We start from the raw sequence: 18,198 nt of genomic DNA, 5'->3' as shown, positions 1-18,198 counted from the left end.
AGAAGCTACATGGGTAAGAAAGTTCTGATCGCAGGCGAAAGCTGGATGACCACGTCCACCCACGTCAAGGGTGTCGACGAGTTCACTGTCCATTCCTACGTCGAGGGCGTTGGTCCATTGAAGGATGCGTTGGTCTCCCGTGGGCACGACGTCGTGCACATGCCTGCACACCTTGTTCCGACTCGGTTCCCCGGCACGCGTGAGGCCCTGTCGGAGTACGACGTCGTCGTACTGTCGGACATCGGAGCGAACTCGATCCAGCTTGCGCCCGGGGTGTTCGACAGGTTTCAGGCGGGTGAAGACCGTCTTGTCGCACTTCGTGATTGGGTATTCGACGGTGGTGCCCTGATGATGATCGGTGGGTACCTCTCGTTCTCGGGATTCCAAGCACGCGGAGCTTTCCGTCAGACCGCTCTCGCGGACGCATTGCCGGTGACGATGTTGCCGGAGGACGATCGCGTCGAGACCCCCAGTGGGATGACCCCCGATGTTGTGGATTCGTCGCACCCGGCGCTCGGGGGTAGCGGACGTCAGTGGCCGGCGTTGCTGGGATACAACCGGGTGGTGGCGAAGGACGGTACCTCGGTGCCTGCGACCATCGACGGAGATCCGCTCGTCGTGGCGGGCGAGTACGGTTCCGGACGCTCCGTCGTCTTCACCTCGGATTGCTCGCCGCATTGGGCGCCTCCGGAGTTCTGCGAACAGTGGGCGGGATACACCGACCTGTTCGACGGCTTGATCACGTGGGTGGCAGGGGAATGAGTCGATCCGTCGATCTGGTCGATCGGCAGAGGGACAACCTCGCACAATCGAGGTGCGTCGAGTTCATCGTTCGATCGATCGACGGCAGCTTGTCGGATGCCGGCTTCCGCAAGTATCTGGTCATCGAGGAAGCATTCGTTTTGACAGCGGTCCAGATTTTAGGGTTGGTCGTCTCGGAGTCCGAATCGCTCGACGACGCCTTCGATCACGTTGTGTCGCTATCGAATCTCGTGGGTGAGCAGCGTCGGTACTTTGCCGACTTGCGCAGCGAGTTCCCGTACGACGGTGATGTCGGGGCACTGGTGATGCGTTCGTCCGCGCTGACGACGTATGCCCTGGGGCTGGCGCGCGAGCACGGTCGCACGGCGGCGCTGGTGGGGATGTTCGCCGCCGAGACCCTGTATCTCTCGTGGTGCCGTGAGGCGATGGCTGTCGACGTTACCCGTGAACCCGCACTTGCCCACTGGATCGCAATGCATACCGAACCGGCCTTCGTTGGTCAGGTGGAGGCCCTGGCGGTCGAGGTCGACGCCATTCCGGAGAACATCACGGACGACACTCTCGACACCTGGTTCTCGGGCATGTTGTCCGCCGAGGATTCGTTCCACCAGGCAGCAGGCGGCTGAGAGCGTCCCCCTGGTGAGTGGAAATGTAGGCCCTGGCCTACATTTCCACTCACATAGGGTCAGAGGTCTATCAGCACCTTTCCGACGGTGCCGTTTTCCACGGCATCGTGGGCAGCTGCGGTGTCTGCCAGGGAGAAGCGGTGCAGAGGTAGGCCCGCGTCCTCACCCACCTCGAGGACGCCGGCTGCAGCAGCGGCTGTGACGTCTTCTTCGGCGGCTTTCAGCGCGTCTGCACCGACGGTGTAGAGCAGCACGAACTGGTAGCGGGCGTTGGTCACCATGTTCGGCCGAATGTCGAGGGTGAAGCTGTCGCCGCCGTTGTTGGCGTATATCGCGATCGATGCGCGGTTCGCGGCGACGGCGGCGTTCAACTCCGCGTTCTGCGCGGGCGCGACCTCGACGATCAGGTCCACTCCGTTCGGTGCGATCGCGCGGATTTCGGAGGCGGCGTCGCCGGTCTTGTAGTTGACGACGTGGTGGGCTCCCGCGGCTGTCGCGAGGGCGGCCTTCTCGGGTCCGCTGACGGTGGTCACGACGGTTGCTCCTGCCCATCGGGCCAGCTGGATCGCCGCGTGCCCGACGGCTCCGGCGCCACCGGCCACGAGGACCGTCTTGCCGTCGAGGGCGGAGGGGTGCAGTCGTGTCGGTCCGTCCTCGGAGACCGTCAGGGCGCGGTGAGCGGTCATCGCGGGTACGCCGAGGGATGCGCCGACGTCGAAGGAGACGTTCTCGGGTAACCGGACGACGTGGTCGGCGGACACGACGGTGTACTCCTGGGCGGTGCCGGAGGGGCGTTGGTACTGGGAAAGATAGAGCCAGACGCGGTCGCCTTTGGCGAGGCCTTCCACTCCCGGTCCGGTGGCGTCGACGGTGCCTGCGCCATCCTGGTTGGGGGAGACCTCGTCGAAGGCGAGTTCGCCGGTCGCGCCGCTTCGGTTCTTCCAGTCGGTGGGGTTGACGCCGGAGACAGCGACCTTGACGCGCACTTCGCCTGGTCCTGGTTCGGGGATGTCGCGATCCTCGAGGGTGAGTACGGATGAGTCGCCGGTCCGGGTGTACCTGATTGCCTTCATGCTCGGTGCAACGGGCGCACGGGTGATGGAAATTCCGGTGACAGAATTCATCGTGGGGTATGCATGAGATGTGCCGACGAAAGGATGCTCGTGAATCACGCCGAAGTACTGGTGGACGCTTTCGAACGTGTCAAGGGTGTCGTGCACGACACCCTCGACGACATCCCGGAGCAGGCCCTGACGTTCCGCGCCGACTCCGAGGCCAACACGGTTGCGTGGTTGATCTGGCATCTGACGCGTGTGCAGGACGATCACATCGCCGGGGTGGCGGGTTCCGAGCAGGTGTGGACCGCCGATGGCTGGAGTGACCGGTTCGCGCTGCCGTTCGACGACGATGCGATCGGTTACGGGCAGTCGTCCGACGACGTCGCAGCGGTGGCGAGCAGTGCTGATCTGCTGCGCGATTACCACGACGCCGTCCACGCGAAAACTGTTGCTTACGTGCAGTCTCTGGGTGCCGAAGATCTGGATCGGGTGGTCGACGACAATTGGGATCCGCCGGTGACCCTCGGTGTTCGTCTCGTTTCGGTCGTCTCCGACGATCTTCAGCACGCAGGCCAGGCTGCCTACGTTCGGGGGCTCGCGGAAAGAGCCTGATCGACAGCAGGTTTCGGAAATCCGAGGGACAGGACGAATCCGACGGCGAGTAGTCCTGCGCAGGCGAGCAGGGCGAGGCTGTATCCGTGTACGAGGTCGGCGGGCTGGGAGCTGGTTGTCGCTCCGGCTGCGACCGACACCAGCACGGCGAGACCGATGGATCCACCGATCTGACGCGACGTGCTGAGCAGTCCGGACGCCATTCCGACCTCGTCGGGCGGTAGGTCGGCGGTCGCGATGTTGGACAGTGGCATGAAGCTGAGTCCGACGCCGACGCTCAACAGGATGGATGGACCGAGCAGTGTCGCAACGAAATTGCCCTCGACGTCCATCAGCGAGAACCAGAACAGTCCGGCGGATGCCAGGGCGGTGCCGACGGCCAGGAGCGGCTTGGCGCCGATGCGGGTGAGCAGTGCGGTGGAGACGACGATCGCGAACACGAGGCCGACGCAGAACGGTAGGAACGCGATGCCGGTGCGGGTAGGGGAGTAGCCGAGTCCGCGTTGTAGGTACAGAGATACGAAGTAGAAGCCACTGAACTGTGCTGCGCACAGGACGCACATGATGATGTTCGCCATGGCGATGCGTGGTCGACGCAGGGTGGCGAAGCGGACGAGGGGCTCGGTGGCGCGCGTCTCCGCGAGGACGAAAGCGACGAGAAGCAGGACGCTCGCGCCGAACCCGAGAAACACGTACGCGTCCGTCCATCCGCGCGACTCGGTCTGAATCACGGTGTAGGCCAACAGCACTATGGCTCCGGTGGCCAGTACGGCACCTGGAACGTCCAGGCTGCCCACGCGCTCGTCGGTGTGGTGCGGCATCCCGATGTAGGCGGCGATGCCTGCGATGACGGCGAACGGCACTGCCGAGAACATCACGAGCCGCCAGTCGACGGCGTCGGTCAGCAGTCCGCTGAGAACCACGCCGATGGCGCCGCCTCCGGCGGATGCCATGGCGCCGATTCCGAAGGCCTTGGCGCGTTGCTTGCCGGTCGGGAACGCCGAACTCAACGCGGCCAGGCCTGCGGGGGCGATCAGTGCTGCGCCGAGGCCCTGTACGGCACGTGCGGCAACGAGCATCCAGGGCTGGGTGGCCAGCGCGCCGAGCACGCTCACCACTCCGAAGACGGTGAATCCGGCGAGTAGCACCGCGCGGGTGCCGACGACGTCGCACAGTCGCCCGCCGAGCAGCAGCAGCCCGCCGAATGCGAGGGCGTAGGCGTTGACGACCCAGGACAGGTCGGCGTCGCTGAATCCGAGCGAGGACTGGATGTCGGGAAGCGCGACGTTCATGACGGACATGTCGAAGGCGACAAGGAACTGGGCGAGGGCAGCCGAGGTCAGAATCAGACCCGGACTAAATATACGGTCTCTCATAATTAATTAGGATTACCTGATTCGGTTTCGGATGGCAACACCGTCGACTCGTGGTTCACTGAAACGGTGAGCACACGCACCCCGCGCCTCGGGCGTCCCCCGACGGTCTCTCGCGAGCAGATCGTCGCCGCGGCGAAGGCTCAGCTCGACGCCGGCGGTATCGACGGATTCAGCATGCGGTCCCTTGCAGCCGACGTCGGCGTCTCACCCATGGCGATCTATCGGCACGTCGGTGATCGTGAGCAGCTTCTGTCCCTCGTGCTCGACGAGGTGTCCGAGTCGTTCCCGTCGATAGATCTGCCGCAGGAACCGCGTCGGCGAATCGTGGTGCTCATCGGAGACGTGTTCGACGTGCTGGTCGCCGATCGCTGGATCGCCGACGTGTTGCGCACCGGCAACAGGGGCGGCGCGGGCGCATTGTGGCTGGTGGATCGAATGCTCGGTGCGGCTGGGGAACTCGGTCTCACCCCGGGGGAGTCGATGGTGATGTACCGAGGGTTGTGGAACTACACTCTCGGCGCCGTGTTGAACCTGGCGTCGGCGCAGCCTCGTGCTGCCGACGATCCGTCGCCGATGACGGTGCGCGTGCAGCAGATCGGGGCCGCCGAGCTCCCGCATCTCGTTGCTGCGTCCGGGATCGACCTGCAGTCGAGCGCCAAGGATCTCTACATGCAGGGCATCGAGTTTCTCCTCGACGGCTACTTGCGGGCGAAGTGAGTTCGCAGGTTCTGCAACGTCTTCCGGATGTTACGACGCTGGAACTCGGGGAAGGTCTTGCCGCTCGTGACAATCTTGTCGAACACGAATGCAACTGCGTCGGGCCATTTTCGACGATCGTCGGTCCAGGTTTCGGTGACTTTCGTTCCCTGAGGCGTGGGCTCGAAATCGTATCGCCACGTCGCGTTCGCGCCCTTCAGGCGAGGAGATTTCACGCCGATCGCGAAGACTCGAAACTCGAACGTCTTCCCGGGGTCGGCGACGGTCACCGTCGAGCGTGTCACCCACTGCGCCCGGCCCCGCTTGTTGCGGCCGTCGAATTGCATTCCCACGTAGGCGGAGTCGCGCGGGTCGAGCACGACGGCGCCGAGGTTCTCGGGACTCCACGATCCCATGTGTGTGGGGTCGCTGATCGCGTCGTACAGTTCCTCGGCGGTGGCGTCGACGACGATGCTGTCGGAGACGGTGAATTCGCGCGTCATGACGACGTTCCCTTTCGAAGGCCCGGATGGCTGCGGGCGAGGACGGGTACCAGCAGTGTTCGCGGCGTGACTGCCGCGAAGATCGATGCGACGCGGTTGATCAGTCCTGGGATCGCCACCATCTGCCCCTTGGCCATTCCGTCGACGGCGGTCTTCGCGACGGCATCCGCAGACACCCACATGACGGGCGGCAACGCTGCTTCGGCGTCTTCCTTGGCGAATCCGGCGGCTTCGCCGAAACCGGTGTCGACGGGGCCGGGGCACAACGCCGTCGCGGTGACACCGGTCCCTTTCAGTTCGCCGCTCAGGCTCTGGGTGTAGGAGAGCACGAAGGCTTTGCAGGCGCCGTATCCGGCCTGTCCGGGAAGCGGCTGGAACGCTGCGGTGGAGGCGACGTTGAGCACGGCCCCGCGTCGCCGAGCGGTCATTCCGGGGAGGAATCGACTGCACAGGTCGGCGACGGACGCGACGTCGACCTCGATCATGTTCAGCTCGGCGTCGGGATCCGAGGCGGCTACGGGGCCGAGGGTGGACAGGCCCGCGTTGTTGACGAGGATGTCCGGGACGAGCCCGAGGTGCTCGATCCGCTGCAGCAGGTCAGCCCGGTCGGACCTGACCGACAGATCGGCAGGAAGAACCTCCACGCGGACTCGAGCGCTCAGTTCGTCCGCCAGCTCCCGTAACTTCTCCGCCCGCCTCGCGACGAGGGTGACGCCGTGGCCCCGCGAGGCGAGTTCGCGTGCGATGGCTTCGCCGATGCCCGACGAGGCGCCGGTGACGACGGCAGTGCGGTCCGGGGCAGGACGGGGAAGGCTCATGTGCACCACCGTAGCGTCTGTGAACTTTCATTCGATTTGAAAATTCGAGATAGGTTAGCCTATGGTCAATTGATGATCATCGCCTCTCGCCGGCGCGCTGCGGCGCTGTCCGGACTCGTTGCTACAGCGTTGGTTCTCGCTGGGTGTGGGTCGACCGAACCCGCCGACTCGGACACCTCGGGCGATTTCGCCGCCGTCACGATCGATTCTGCGCTCGGCCAGGCCGTCATCACCGAGAAACCGGAACGCATCGTGACACTCGGCATGGGATCGGCCGAGACGGCGATCGCGCTGGGCACCGTTCCCGTCGGAGTCGAGGAATATCCGTGGGGAAGTGACGATTCCGGGTATCTGCCCTGGATCGACGAGGCGCTGGACGACGACCGGTTGCCGCAGCAGTTCACCGGCGGAACCGAGCTGAACATCGAGGCGATCCTCGCGCTCGACCCGGATCTGATCCTGGCGCCGTGGTCGGGAATCACGCAGCAGCAGTTCGACGCACTCAACGGCTTCGCTCCCGTGGTCGCGTACGAGGAGCAGCCGTGGACCATCACCTGGGAAGACCAGATCTCCGTGATCGGCAAGGCCATGGGTGAGCAGGAGCGCGCGGCGGAGGAGATCGACAAGATCAAGAGCCGGTTCGCCGACGCCACCGCCTCGCATCCGGAGTACGAGGACGTCTCGTTCTCCTACATCTACAACACCGGCCCCGGCACGCTCGGTGTGTTCCTCGCGGAGGAGCAGCGGGTCGCGATGGTCCGTGCACTCGGACTCCAGGTCGATCCCGTGGTCTACACCCTCGACGAGACCGAGGGCACCGATTCCGCGGTCATCGGGCTCGAGAACGCCAACCTGTTGAACGATTCGGATCTGATCTTCACGTTCTACTCGGACGCGCAGAACCGCAGCGACACCGAAGCGCAGCCGGCGTACAACCAGATCCCCGCGGTGAATCGCGGATCGGTCGTGGCGCCCACCGAGCAGCCGTTCGTCACGGGCTCCTCGATCATCAACCCCCTGACCGTTCCGTGGGCGCTCGAGCGATACGTCCCGATGATCGACGAGGCCATCGCGAAGCTGCCCGCTCGGGGTTGACCGAGCTAGGAATCCCGTTCTTCCTTGAACCGATTCCACTCGCTGCGCAGCATCCGGTTGTCGATGATCCACCCCATGTAGTCACGCATGTTGAGCACACGGAGATACGCCGGCCCGCTCGGGTCGGCGTATTTCAGTGCTTCGGTGGCCAGTGCGCGCTGATTCTCGAGGTAGGCATGTTCGGTTTCGAGGAATCCGCCCCAGACGTCCGCGTCCATGACGTAGTAGTGCGTCCGATCCTTCGGTCGCCGAACCTGTTTGACGAATCCGCGCGTGATGAGGCGTCGGATGTAGTTCGATACCGATCCGCGTGAGGTGTTCAGAGCCTCGGCGAGTTCGGCAGCACTCACACCCGGTGTCTCGTCGATCAGCAGATACCCCATGATCCTGCCCTCGATGCGCGACGCCCCGCCGGACTGCCAGTAGTCGGCGAAGCGCTCGACGAACCACTCGGGGAATCGACCGTCGTTCATCGATGATTCTCTCGTTCCAGCACGGAACGATTGTGTCAGAATACCTCTCGCTGTGCCTCCTGCTCGAGGACCTGGTCGAGGTCGGACAACCTGTTCATCGAGGACACCTGGCGTGCGGTTCGGTGGTTGTGAGACAACCGATCTCGATGGCGGTGCACGAACGCCCAGTACCCGGCCGTGAACGGGCACGCGTCGCGCCCGAGTCGCTTCTTGGGGTTGTACTCGCATCCACCGCAGTGATCGGTCATTCGGTTCAGATAGGCGCCGCCGGATGCGTACGGTTTCGTGGCGATGAGACCGCCGTCGGCATGCTGGCTCATGCCGATGACGTTGACGGGCATGACCCACGCGAACCCGTCGACGAAGGCGGTGGCGAACCACTCGGTGAGGGCGCGAGGGTCGTAGCCGCGCTGCAGTGCGAAGTTGCCCAGGATCATCAACCTCGGGATGTGATGCACCCAGCCGCGGTCGCGGAGTTCGGACAGTGTGTGCGCCAGGCAGGCGGCGATCGGCTCGTCACCGTCGAGGTCGGTGAACCACTTCGGCAGCGGGACGTGAGCATCGAGTTCGTTCCGATCGATGTACTCGGGTCCGAAGTGCCAGTACAGATGCCACACGTACTCACGCCATCCGAGTATCTGCCGGACGAACCCCTCGACCGACGCCAGCGACGCGTCGCCGTCGCGCCAGGCCTTCTCGGCGGCCTCCGCCACGTCGATCGGCTCGAGCAATCCCATGTTCAGCGGCACCGACAACAACGAATGCGCCATCGTCCAGTCCTGCGTCATCACGGCGTCCTCGTACTTGCCGAAGTCCTGAAGTCGGTAGGACACGAAGTGCTCCAAAGCCTTTCGTGCCTCGGCTGCAGTCACCGCGAACAGTCGGGGGCCGTCGTTGCCGACGGTGTCCAGCTCCATCGCGTCCAGATCTGCGCGTACCTGCTCGTCGATGTCGTCCTCGGTCGGCCACCACGGCGGGTCGACGCCGAGCGTCGCCTGCTTCTTCGGTGGTGGCTCGCGGTTCTCCTCGTCGAGATTCCAGACACCCTGCACCGGTTCGTCACCGGACATCAGGATCTCGAAGCGTCGCCTCTGATCGCGATAGAAGGTTTCCATCCGGAACTGGTGACGATTACCTGCCCACTCCGCGAAATCCGCTCGACTCAGCGCGAACATCGGCGTCGGCAACACGTCCTCGACGAGACCTTCCTGGAACAACCCGTCGACGAAGGCCTCGGCTGCGTGCGATGTCGGCTCGAAGACCACGACGGGTTTGCCGAATTGTTCGAGCGCCTCCCGATAGGTCTCGGTTCTGAGATAGGTCGCGCGGTCTCCCAGCTCGTCGGCCAGGTGCCTCATCCCGGACAGCACCAGGTGGAGCTTCTGCCGGTGGAAAGGCCGTCGTCGGAGCACGCGTGCACTCTCGATCAGCAGAACCTCGCGGTCACGGAAGTCCGGCGTGGAATGGAAATGCGGACCGAGTTGATCGCCGAACAGCCAGAGCGGGGAGTTCATGCACGGCAGAATGCTCCCATCCATAGGCCTGCAAACCCGCTCGCTGTGTGCGGAACTGTGCGCGATACAGGGAGGTGGCCTGCACTGGCGACTGTCATCGCCACGATCGATCCGAAGGGCGGCGTCGGGAAGTCCACGACGACTGCCGCCGTGGCCGAGCGCATCATCGCGACCGCCGGTGTGTATCCGTAGTCAGAATCTTGCTGATCGCAACCGGTGACGGAGGCAGCGGCGGCTCCTAGCCTTGGTCGACGTGACCGTCGATCTACCCCGGAATCCAGGATCAGCAGTACGTGAGAGCGCACATCCGCTCGACGACGCCGTGCGGGAAGCGCTGCTCGGCGAGCATGCGCGTTTCGCGCAGTGGCGAGGCCGAATCGGTCGCTATCACCCTGATGTCGCGGGACACCTCGGGCACCCACAGCAGCTGTCGACGCAGGACTGGGACGACCTGGCCGGCATCGTCGGTCCCGGTGAGGAGACCTCGGTCCGAGGGTTCGGTCACGAGGTACCGGCAGGGTGGGAGGTCGTCGGCGGGTTCGATTCGGTGCAACTCGACGGGTCCGCGCTCGCCGTCGACCACGACCCCGACGCCGTCGTCCTCGGCGCCGACGACGTCCCGGACATCCTCGATCTCGTCGGCCGCACCAACCCCGGCCCGTACCGCATCCGGACCGTCGAGATGGGTCGGTACGTCGGAATTCGGGTCGACGGTCGTCTGGTCGCGATGGCGGGAGAGCGACTTCACCCGCCGGGATGGACCGAGATCAGTGCTGTCTGCACGGACCCGGCCTTTCGTGGTCGAGGTCTGGCCACGAGGTTGGTGCGCGACGTCGGTGCAGGCATCGTCGACCGCGGCGAGACCCCGTTCCTGCACGCTCTCGCGTCGAACGTGACGGCGATCAGCCTCTACGAGACGCTCGGTTTCAAGCTGCGCAAGCGTTCGTATGTCACTCGGGTACGCACACCGGCAACGGATCGGTGAATTTTCCGCCGCTGTGGCCAGCCCGACTTGACCGGGGCCCGAAGTTCGCATGAACTGGCTCGGTGATCGTGAACGAGGGCGTGTCCAGACGAGGGTTTCTTCGATCGTCGACGGTTGCGCTCGCAGCTGCGGGGGCAGCGTCGGCGTTGCCTGCCGTGGCGCACGCTCAGGGTGAGGATTTCGTACCGTTCCAGCACGGCGTCGCGTCGGGGGATCCGACGCCGGATGCGGTGATTCTCTGGACTCGTGTCACTCCGGAGCCCGGTGCAACCCCGGGCTCGGGCCTCGGCCCGGCCACGACCGTGCGGTGGCGCGTGGCCACCGACCCTCAGTTGACGAACCTCGTCCGCAGCGGCGCTGTGACGACCGACGCCGGGGTCGATCACACCGTCAAGGTGGACGTCGACGGGCTGACGGCGTCGACGACGTACTACTACAGCTTCGAGATCGCCGACGGTGACGCCGCGGGTGTGCAGTCGGTCGTGGGTACGACGTCGACGGCTCCGGCGAACGACGCGGACGTCGAGCGAATCAGGTTCGGTGTCGTGTCCTGCTCCAACTGGGAGTCCGGGTACTTCGGTGCCTACCGACATCTGTCGACGCGGACCGATCTGGACGCGATCATCCACTTGGGCGATTACATCTACGAGTACCGCACAGGAGAGTTCGCCGGAAAGAACGGCGTCATCCGCGTCCACGATCCGGTCCACGAGATCGTGAGTCTCGCGGACTACCGGACCAGGCACGGCCAGTACAAGAGCGACCCCGACCTGCAGGCCGCGCATCTGGGGGTGCCGTGGATCTGCACCTGGGACGACCACGAAAGCGCGAACGACGCCTACGACGGCGGAGCCCAGAACCACCAGCCGGAGACCGAAGGGCCTTGGAACGTCCGCAAGGCCAACTCCGTCCAGGCCTACTACGAGTGGATGCCGGTACGAGCGGCGGGAACACCGCAGAATCGGCACCTGTACCGCAGACTCCGCTTCGGCAATCTGCTCGAGTTGTCGATGCTCGACCTGCGGACCTACCGATCCAAACAGGTTTCGCCGACGGCGGGAGCCGAGGTCGATTCACCCAACCGCACCATCACCGGCGCAGACCAGATGCAGTGGCTCACCGACGGCCTGATCAGCTCACCGACCCGCTGGAAGATCGTCGGCAATCCCGTCATGATCACCCCGGTGCTGGTCCCGCCGCTCGAAAGCGAAGCTGCGCGGGCGTTGACCGGGCTGCTCGGCATCCCCGAAGGCGGAGTGCCCTACATGGCCGACCCCTGGGACGGCTACACCGCCGACCGCAGGAAGCTGCTCGCCGCCATCGCGGACAACGGCGTGAACAACACCGTCTTCATCACCGGCGACATCCACTCCGCCTGGGCATGCGACATCCCTCAGGACGCTGCTCGCTACTTCGAAACCGGTGGCGTCGCGACGGAGCTCGTCGTCACCTCCGTGTCCTCGGCCAACGTCGACGACCTCACCAAGACCCCGCCGCATACCCTGGGCCGAGTCGCGGAGGCCGCGCTGACCACCCTGAACCGACACATCCGATACGTCGAACTGGACAGCCACGGGTTCGGAGTCTTCGACGTCACCCCGTCGGGCGTCCAGATGGACCACTGGTTCCTCGACGCCAAGGAGGACCCGCTCACCGGAGTGTCCTGGGCAGCAGGCTTCACCGTCGGCGACGGCATCGCCCGCGTCGACCCCGCTCCACTCCCCGTCCGCTAGCCGACCCCTCTTTTTTCGGACCGAACGTACCGTTCGGTCACTCTGAGTGAGCGAATGTGCCGTTCGGTCACCACGGGCGGCATACTTGCACCATGGCTGTACCGAAGATTGTGCTGTTCTACGTGTTCACTCCGCTGCCGGATCCCGAGGCGATTCGGCTGTGGCAGCACACCTTGGCAGCGTCGAACAACCTCACCGGGCGCATTCTGATTTCGGAGCACGGCATCAATGCGACGGTCGGCGGTGATGTGGAGGACGTCAAGAAGTATGTCCGCGGCACCCGAAGCTATGCACCGTTCAAGGCAGCCGACATCAAGTGGTCGGAGGGGCTGGGGGACGATTTTCCGCGCCTGTCGGTGAAGGTTCGGCCGGAGATCGTCACGTTCGGGGCGCCGGAGGAGTTGAAGGTCGACGAGAACGGCGTGGTGGGCGGGGGAGTGCACCTCAGTCCGCAGCAGGTCAACGATCTGGTTGCCGAGCGCGGCGATGACGTTGTGTTCTTCGACGGCCGCAATGCGTTCGAAGCGCAGATCGGCAAGTTCAAGAACGCCGTCGTCCCGGATGTGGAGACGACGCGGGATTTCGTGGCGCAACTGGACTCGGGCGAGTTCGATCACCTGAAGTCCAGCCCGGTGGTCACGTACTGCACGGGCGGCGTCCGCTGCGAGGTGCTGTCGTCACTCATGCGTTCCCGCGGATTCGAGGAGGTCTACCAGATCGACGGTGGAATCGTCCGGTACGCAGAGACTTTCGGCGACGATGCATTGTGGGAAGGATCGTTGTACGTGTTCGACAAGCGGATGACGGTCGACTTCTCCGACCACACCGAGGTGATCGGGAGATGCACGGTGTGCAGCAACCCGACCTCGAGATATCAGGATTTCGACGGCGACGACGGGCGGGGCCTTCGCTTGGTATGCGTGGACTGTGCCTGAGCATTCACAGCCTCCTCTGCCGTATCGGGACGGTCTCGCGCCGTTGAGAATCCGCCTTCCGCACGACGACTCGTCCGTACTCGTTCTCGACTACCTGCAGCGTGAGCATCCCGGAGACGACTGGGTGACGATGTTGACCGGCGGCGAGGTGGTCGACGAGAAGGCTCGGCCTTGGACCGTCGAGAGTCGTTACGCACCAGGGAGGTTCGTCCACTTCCATCGCGTGCCGGCACCCGAGACTCCGGTGCCGTTCGAGCTCGACGTTCTGTACGACGCGGCGGGCATCGTCGTCGTCGACAAACCGCATTTCCTCGCGACGATTCCTCGCGGAATGCACGTCACCGAGACCGCGACCGTCAGACTGCGTCGCCTCCTCGGTTGTGAGGACCTGACGCCCGCTCATCGTCTGGACAGAGCGACGGCAGGAGTGTTGATCTTCACCCGCTCGCGGGAGCTTCGGCGTCCGTACCAGGAACTGTTCTCCTCGCGGGCAGTGCTCAAGGAGTACGAGGCAGTCGCTGGATTCGATCCGTCTCTGGAATTCCCCCGGGTGGTGCGCAGCCGGATACTGAAGGATCACGGTGTGATGGTCGCCCGCGAGGAACCGGGGGAGCCCAACAGCGAGACCCGCATCGAACTCGTCGAACGGTTCGGTGACACTGCTCGCTACCGGCTCTTCCCGCACACCGGCCGTACTCATCAGCTTCGGATTCACCTGTCCTCGTTGGGTATTCCGATCAAGGGCGACTCCTATTATCCGATCTACACCCGGACTGCAGCCGACGATTTCGACTCCCCGTTGCAGCTGCTCGCCCGTGCGGTGGAGTTCGACGACCCCATCACCGGTGGGCGTCGCAGATTCGTGAGCAGGCGGACCCTCGCGGGCTGAGCCGGAGTCGAACCGCCGCAAGAGCAAGACACAGATGAAGAAACCTTCATGTGCGTCTCATGGGTACGTCATGGATTCCCGGCATAGTTCTACCCATGCACTCCTCCCGACCGCTCGCCGTCGGCGCGATACTCGCAGCCGTCGCGTTCGTCTTGGCGGCAAGTTTCCTCCTCACCCGCGCCCCTGATCCGGAGTTGGATCCGGCGCCGGTGGTGGTGAGCGTCGTACCGACTGCAACCCAGCCGACTGCGACCCAGCCGACCACGACCCAGCCGGCCCCGCAGCCGCCGACCGAGCTGCCGCCACCGCCGCCTGCCCCTGCCCCTGCCCCAGCCCCTGCTCCCCAGGCTCCCGCGCCGGCTCCTCAGGCACCGGTGATTCCGTACGACGACGACTGGGACGACGACGGCGACGACGGTGGGGACGACGATGACGACTGATACGACAGCTCCCGACTCGACTGCTCCCGATTCGACTGCAGTGACCAGGCGCGGATCCTCCCTTCCGGCTCGCTGGAAGATCACGGCCTGGATCATGCTGACGACGCTTCTGCTTCTGGTCGTCGTTCTGGTCACGGCTCGTAATCTGCTGCTGCGTGACGTCGACGTGCGAGCCAACGACGACATCGTGCAGGAGGCAGACGAGTTCAGGACGTTCGCCGCGGAAGGCGTCGACCCGACGACGACGCGCCCGTTCGTGTCCGTCGAGCGGCTGCTCGAGGTCTATCTGGCGCGGCAGTCGCCCAGCCTCGGTGAGGTGATGATCGGAGTCGTCGGCAACGACGTCGTCGGACAACCTCGTGGGGATGTCCCGGACGCGTTGATGCAGGATCCGGGACTGGTGCGTTCGTCGATCGACTCGGCGCAGCCTGCCGGCGTCGTCGAGACGGTGTCGGGTCAGATGCGCTGGGGACGAGTCGATGTCGACGACGTCGCCGGGACGGGCGGAACGTTGTTCGTTGCGGTGTTCACCAAGTCCGGACGCGACCTCGTCAACCGCACGATGCAGACGATGGCTCTCGTCGGCATCGTCGGATTGTCGCTCACGGCAGGCGTCGCGTATCTGGTGGCAGGCCGCATCCTGGCACCGGTGCGCACCGTGCGTACCGTTGCCGCGGAAATCGGTGAGACGGATCTGACCGCGCGGGTGCCGGTGCACGGTCGTGACGACATCGCCGACCTCGCCGAGACGTTCAACGCGATGCTGGATCGGCTCGAGAGCGCCTACACGACGCAACGCCAGTTCGTCGACGACGCCGGCCACGAATTGCGGACCCCCATCACGATCGTCCGCGGGCACCTCGAGCTGATGTCCGATGACCCCGACGAGCGGCGCAAGACGTTGGCGTTGGTGGACAGCGAGCTCGGACGAATGGGCCGGATCGTCAGCGATCTGCTCATGCTGGCGAAGGCGGAGCAACCGGACTTCGTCGTCCGCAAGACCGTGGACGTAGCGCAGTTGGTCCTCGACATCGAGTCGAAAGTGCAGACGATCGGCGATCGGCAGTGGTTGCTGATGGAGGTCGCGGAGGGAACGTGCAGTCTCGACGCGGAACGTGTGACGCAGGCGATGGTGCAGATGGCCGCCAACGCGGTGGGACACACCGCGGTCGGGTCTCGAATCCGGCTGGGGTCGCGCTTCGACGGCGACGGAGACGGAAGGGTCTTCTCGTTGTGGATCACCGACGACGGCCCCGGTGTCCGGCCCGAGGACGCGCCGCTGATCTTCGAACGATTTCAGCGAGGGTCTCCGGCCGATCGGACGACGCCGCAGCAGCGCTCGGGTGCGGGACTCGGCTTGGCCATCGTCCGAGCCATCGCCGACGCGCACGGCGGGTCCGCCTGGGTGCGCAGTGTGCACGGCGAGGGCGCGACCTTCGGCCTCGACCTGCCGAGCCCGGGACACACCGTCATCACCGAACAACAGTACGACGACACCGCCACGAAGGAGATCTCATGAGCCGCATACTCATCGCCGAGGACGATGTGCACATTGCGTCGTTCGTCGGAAAGGGCCTGCGCGCCGCTGGATACAGCACCGAGCATGTCGCCGACGGTGAGACGGCGCTCATGATGGCCCGCGAGGGCGGGTTCGACATGGTGGTGCTCGACATCGGGCTCCCGTCGATGGACGGCTTCACTGTTCTTCGTCAACTTCGGGGTGAGGGCGTGAGCACTCCGGTCGTCGTCCTGACGGCCCGTGACAGTGTCCGAGACACCGTGGCCGGACTCGAAGGCGGCGCGAACGATTACATGACCAAGCCGTTCCAGTTCGCGGAATTGCTTGCACGCGTGCGCTTGAGATTGCAGGACGACGTGTCGATCGGTGCGGAGTCGTCGCTGGTGCTGCGGGATCTGAGCTTGGACCTGCGGTCTCGCCGAGCGCAGATCGGCGATCGGGTGGTCGATCTGACGGCACGTGAGTTCGCGTTGCTCGAAGTCTTTCTCAGACACGCCGACCAGGTGCTCTCCCGGGAGCAAATTCTGGGTCAGGTGTGGGGTTACGATTTCGATCCTGCGTCCAACGTCGTCGACGTCTACGTTCGGGCGCTGCGCTCGAAGATCGGTGCCGAGCGTGTGGAGACGGTGCGCGGCATGGGATATCGATTGCGATGACCGAGACACGTTTCGCAACAACCCCGCCCACCAAGCTCGGCCGCACCGGGCCCAGTCGCCCGAGGATGCGGATCCCCGCGCCGACGCTGCCCATTGCGCTCAGCGGTGTCGTCGTCCTGCTTCTCTGCGTTCGCGTGGTGTTCGCCGGTGTCGCCGGGGACCTCTCGTTCGACGGAACGGTCACGGTGCTTGTCTTCCTCGTCGCGGTGTGGATGTGGATTTTCGCGCCGGTGGACGACACGTACGTCGCTCTCGGCGCGGCACTCACTCTCGTCCTGGCAGGTCCGGTCGACGCCGAGACGTTCACCGGCACCCTGGGCGACACCGTTATCTGGCTGTTGGTCGGATCCTTCGTCATCGCCGCAGCAGTCACGGCGAGCGGACTGGCGTCGTGGGTCGCCGCGCGGGTGTTGTCCGCGGCACGCACTCCGCGCCAACTCGTCCACCTCGTGACCATCGTTCTGCTCGTCACCACCTACGCGATTCCAGCGACGTCGGGGCGGGCCGCCCTCGCACTCCCGGTGTTCCTGGCGTTGGCCGCGGTCCTGCGGCACCGTCCGAAATTGGTGCTGGCCTTGGCGATCGTATTTCCGTCGGTGATCCTGTTCTCGGCCGTCGGTTCACTGCTCGGTGCAGGAGCGCATTTGATCACCAGCGAAATCCTGCGGACCGCCACGGGCTCGGGAATCGGCTTTCTGCAGTGGATCCTCCTCGGTCTTCCTCTGGCGATCGTGTGGTCCCACATCGCGGCCGAGATCGCGCTGTCGCTCTTCACCGACCGATCCGAGCGTGCAAATCCGATCACGCTGAGCACGAACGCATTCGGTGTCAGCTCGGCCGCACCCCTCACCAGGCCGCAGCGTCGGCTCGTCGCGTTGCTCGGCGTCGTGATCGTGCTGTGGTCGAGTGAACCGCTGCATGGCATCGACCCGGCGATCGTGGCGATGATCGGAGCGCTGTTGGCGGCGGCTCCGCGCCTGGGTGCTACCACGCTGCCTGCCGCGCTCAAGACCATTCCGTGGTCGCTGTTGCTGTTCATGGCGGCGACGCTGTGTCTGGGTGTCGCCCTGACCACCAGCGGTGCCGCCCAGTGGTTCGCCGACCTTGCGTTCGGCCCGGTTCGCGGAATGGGCGGGTCGGCAGCCACGTCGTTCGTGGTGGTCGTCGTTCTGGTGTCGCTGGTGTCCCACTTGGTGATCCAATCGCGTTCGGCTCGGTCCGCGGTGCTCGTCCCCATCGTGATCGCCACGGCACCTGCCTTCGGAATCGATCCTGCTGCAGCGGCATTCGCATCGACCGCCGCCGCGGGATTCTGTCTGACTCTCACCAGTTCTGCCAAGCCGGTTGCCATGTTCGCTGCCTCGGACACCGTCCCCGGCTACTCCGGATCACATCTGCTTCGGATGTCCGCTGCCCTCGCTCCGGTATCGGTGGCGCTGATCCTCGCCTGCGCGTTGTGGGTCTGGCCCGCACTCGGGCTGTCCCTGCATTCCTGATCGTCCACGTCC

Annotated in this window: 20 protein-coding genes; 14 read left to right on the top strand and 6 right to left on the bottom strand. The window is 64.9% G+C overall.

The genetic code is table 11. The features are described from left to right. The first annotated feature begins 9 nt into the window (after window positions 1-9). Together H292_RS0123815 and H292_RS0123810 are read left to right on the top strand one after the other, a co-directional pair. Window positions 10-762 (top strand): glutamine amidotransferase, encoded by a 753-nt coding sequence (locus H292_RS0123815; RefSeq protein ID WP_019665302.1) that lies wholly within the window; start codon window positions 10-12, stop codon window positions 760-762. Next, the gene (locus tag H292_RS0123810) at window positions 759-1,388 is read left to right on the top strand and encodes a TenA family protein (protein ID WP_019665301.1); all 630 of its coding nucleotides are present in this window, start codon (window positions 759-761) and stop codon (window positions 1,386-1,388) included. The genes H292_RS0123815 and H292_RS0123810 overlap by 4 nt, the downstream gene beginning before the upstream one ends. A 59-nt stretch (window positions 1,389-1,447) precedes the next feature. Here H292_RS0123810 and H292_RS0123805 read toward each other — a convergent pair whose 3' ends face one another. After that, entirely contained in the window at window positions 1,448-2,512 is a 1,065-nt protein-coding gene (locus H292_RS0123805) for an NADPH:quinone reductase (RefSeq protein WP_020113070.1), read from the bottom strand. 33 nt (window positions 2,513-2,545) lie between these two features. Between H292_RS0123805 and H292_RS0123800 the strand changes: the two genes are divergently transcribed. Further along, window positions 2,546-3,058 (top strand): mycothiol transferase, encoded by a 513-nt coding sequence (locus tag H292_RS0123800; RefSeq protein ID WP_020113069.1) that lies wholly within the window; start codon window positions 2,546-2,548, stop codon window positions 3,056-3,058. On the opposite strand, the gene H292_RS0123795 is transcribed toward H292_RS0123800, so the two are convergent. Then, window positions 3,028-4,434 carry an MFS transporter gene (locus H292_RS0123795; protein ID WP_081631904.1) on the bottom strand — a complete coding sequence of 469 codons (1,407 nt, stop codon included), beginning with the start codon at window positions 4,432-4,434 and terminating at the stop codon, window positions 3,028-3,030. The two genes, H292_RS0123800 and H292_RS0123795, sit on opposite strands and share 31 nt — an antisense overlap. Before the next feature lie 66 nt (window positions 4,435-4,500). Here H292_RS0123795 and H292_RS0123790 point away from each other — a divergent pair, with 66 nt between their 5' ends. Continuing rightward, entirely contained in the window at window positions 4,501-5,151 is a 651-nt protein-coding gene (locus H292_RS0123790) for a TetR/AcrR family transcriptional regulator (protein WP_019665297.1), read from the top strand. Here H292_RS0123790 and H292_RS0123785 read toward each other — a convergent pair. Both H292_RS0123785 and H292_RS0123780 read right to left on the bottom strand, forming a co-directional pair. Next, complete coding sequence (locus H292_RS0123785; protein WP_019665296.1) at window positions 5,133-5,633, bottom strand: SRPBCC family protein; 501 nt, start codon at window positions 5,631-5,633, stop codon at window positions 5,133-5,135. The genes H292_RS0123790 and H292_RS0123785 overlap by 19 nt on opposite strands. Then, window positions 5,630-6,451, bottom strand: coding sequence for an SDR family NAD(P)-dependent oxidoreductase (locus H292_RS0123780; protein WP_019665295.1), 822 nt, complete (start codon window positions 6,449-6,451; stop codon window positions 5,630-5,632). Before H292_RS0123780 ends, H292_RS0123785 begins: the two co-directional genes overlap by 4 nt. Window positions 6,452-6,523: 72 nt before the next feature. On the opposite strand from H292_RS0123780, the gene H292_RS0123775 reads away from it, so the two are divergent. Then, window positions 6,524-7,546, top strand: a complete 1,023-nt coding sequence (locus H292_RS0123775; protein ID WP_020113067.1) for an iron-siderophore ABC transporter substrate-binding protein — start codon at window positions 6,524-6,526, stop codon at window positions 7,544-7,546. Between the two features lie 5 nt (window positions 7,547-7,551). Here the strand turns inward: H292_RS0123775 and H292_RS0123770 are convergent, their stop codons facing one another. Both H292_RS0123770 and H292_RS0123765 read right to left on the bottom strand, forming a co-directional pair. Next, window positions 7,552-8,019 carry a GbsR/MarR family transcriptional regulator gene (locus H292_RS0123770; protein ID WP_020113066.1) on the bottom strand — a complete coding sequence of 156 codons (468 nt, stop codon included), beginning with the start codon at window positions 8,017-8,019 and terminating at the stop codon, window positions 7,552-7,554. A gap of 35 nt (window positions 8,020-8,054) precedes the next feature. Then, window positions 8,055-9,533 (bottom strand): cryptochrome/photolyase family protein, encoded by a 1,479-nt coding sequence (locus H292_RS0123765; RefSeq protein WP_019665292.1) that lies wholly within the window; start codon window positions 9,531-9,533, stop codon window positions 8,055-8,057. A gap of 57 nt (window positions 9,534-9,590) precedes the next feature. Between H292_RS0123765 and H292_RS28775 the strand changes: the two genes are divergently transcribed. From H292_RS28775 to H292_RS0123720, 9 genes are all read left to right on the top strand, one after another. Beyond that, complete coding sequence (locus H292_RS28775; RefSeq protein WP_019665291.1) at window positions 9,591-9,725, top strand: ParA family protein; 135 nt, start codon at window positions 9,591-9,593, stop codon at window positions 9,723-9,725. Between the two features lie 52 nt (window positions 9,726-9,777). Then, entirely contained in the window at window positions 9,778-10,518 is a 741-nt protein-coding gene (locus H292_RS0123755) for a GNAT family N-acetyltransferase (RefSeq protein WP_019665290.1), read from the top strand. A gap of 62 nt (window positions 10,519-10,580) precedes the next feature. Next, on the top strand, window positions 10,581-12,251 hold the full coding sequence (locus H292_RS0123750) for an alkaline phosphatase D family protein (protein ID WP_020113065.1): 1,671 nt from the start codon (window positions 10,581-10,583) through the stop codon (window positions 12,249-12,251). Window positions 12,252-12,343: 92 nt separating this feature from the next. Continuing rightward, window positions 12,344-13,186 (top strand): oxygen-dependent tRNA uridine(34) hydroxylase TrhO, encoded by an 843-nt coding sequence (gene trhO, locus H292_RS0123745; protein WP_020113064.1) that lies wholly within the window; start codon window positions 12,344-12,346, stop codon window positions 13,184-13,186. Further along, a complete protein-coding gene (locus tag H292_RS0123740; RefSeq protein ID WP_020113063.1) occupies window positions 13,179-14,075 on the top strand; it encodes a pseudouridine synthase in 897 nt (298 codons plus the stop codon). Before trhO ends, H292_RS0123740 begins: the two co-directional genes overlap by 8 nt. A gap of 95 nt (window positions 14,076-14,170) precedes the next feature. Next, window positions 14,171-14,515 carry a hypothetical protein gene (locus tag H292_RS0123735; RefSeq protein ID WP_019665286.1) on the top strand — a complete coding sequence of 115 codons (345 nt, stop codon included), beginning with the start codon at window positions 14,171-14,173 and terminating at the stop codon, window positions 14,513-14,515. Continuing rightward, window positions 14,505-16,034 carry a sensor histidine kinase gene (locus tag H292_RS0123730; protein ID WP_231383915.1) on the top strand — a complete coding sequence of 510 codons (1,530 nt, stop codon included), beginning with the start codon at window positions 14,505-14,507 and terminating at the stop codon, window positions 16,032-16,034. Before H292_RS0123735 ends, H292_RS0123730 begins: the two co-directional genes overlap by 11 nt. Continuing rightward, window positions 16,031-16,690, top strand: a complete 660-nt coding sequence (locus tag H292_RS0123725; protein ID WP_019665284.1) for a response regulator transcription factor — start codon at window positions 16,031-16,033, stop codon at window positions 16,688-16,690. Before H292_RS0123730 ends, H292_RS0123725 begins: the two co-directional genes overlap by 4 nt. Next, the gene (locus H292_RS0123720) at window positions 16,687-18,186 is read left to right on the top strand and encodes an SLC13 family permease (RefSeq protein WP_020113061.1); all 1,500 of its coding nucleotides are present in this window, start codon (window positions 16,687-16,689) and stop codon (window positions 18,184-18,186) included. The genes H292_RS0123725 and H292_RS0123720 overlap by 4 nt, the downstream gene beginning before the upstream one ends. Window positions 18,187-18,198: the final 12 nt, after the last annotated feature.

This window comes from Rhodococcus sp. 114MFTsu3.1, from assembly GCF_000383555.1.
Classification (GTDB): domain Bacteria; phylum Actinomycetota; class Actinomycetes; order Mycobacteriales; family Mycobacteriaceae; genus Rhodococcoides; species Rhodococcoides fascians_E.
Note: the sequence above shows the minus strand (reverse complement) of the source record. Positions and strands in the feature narration are given on the sequence as shown.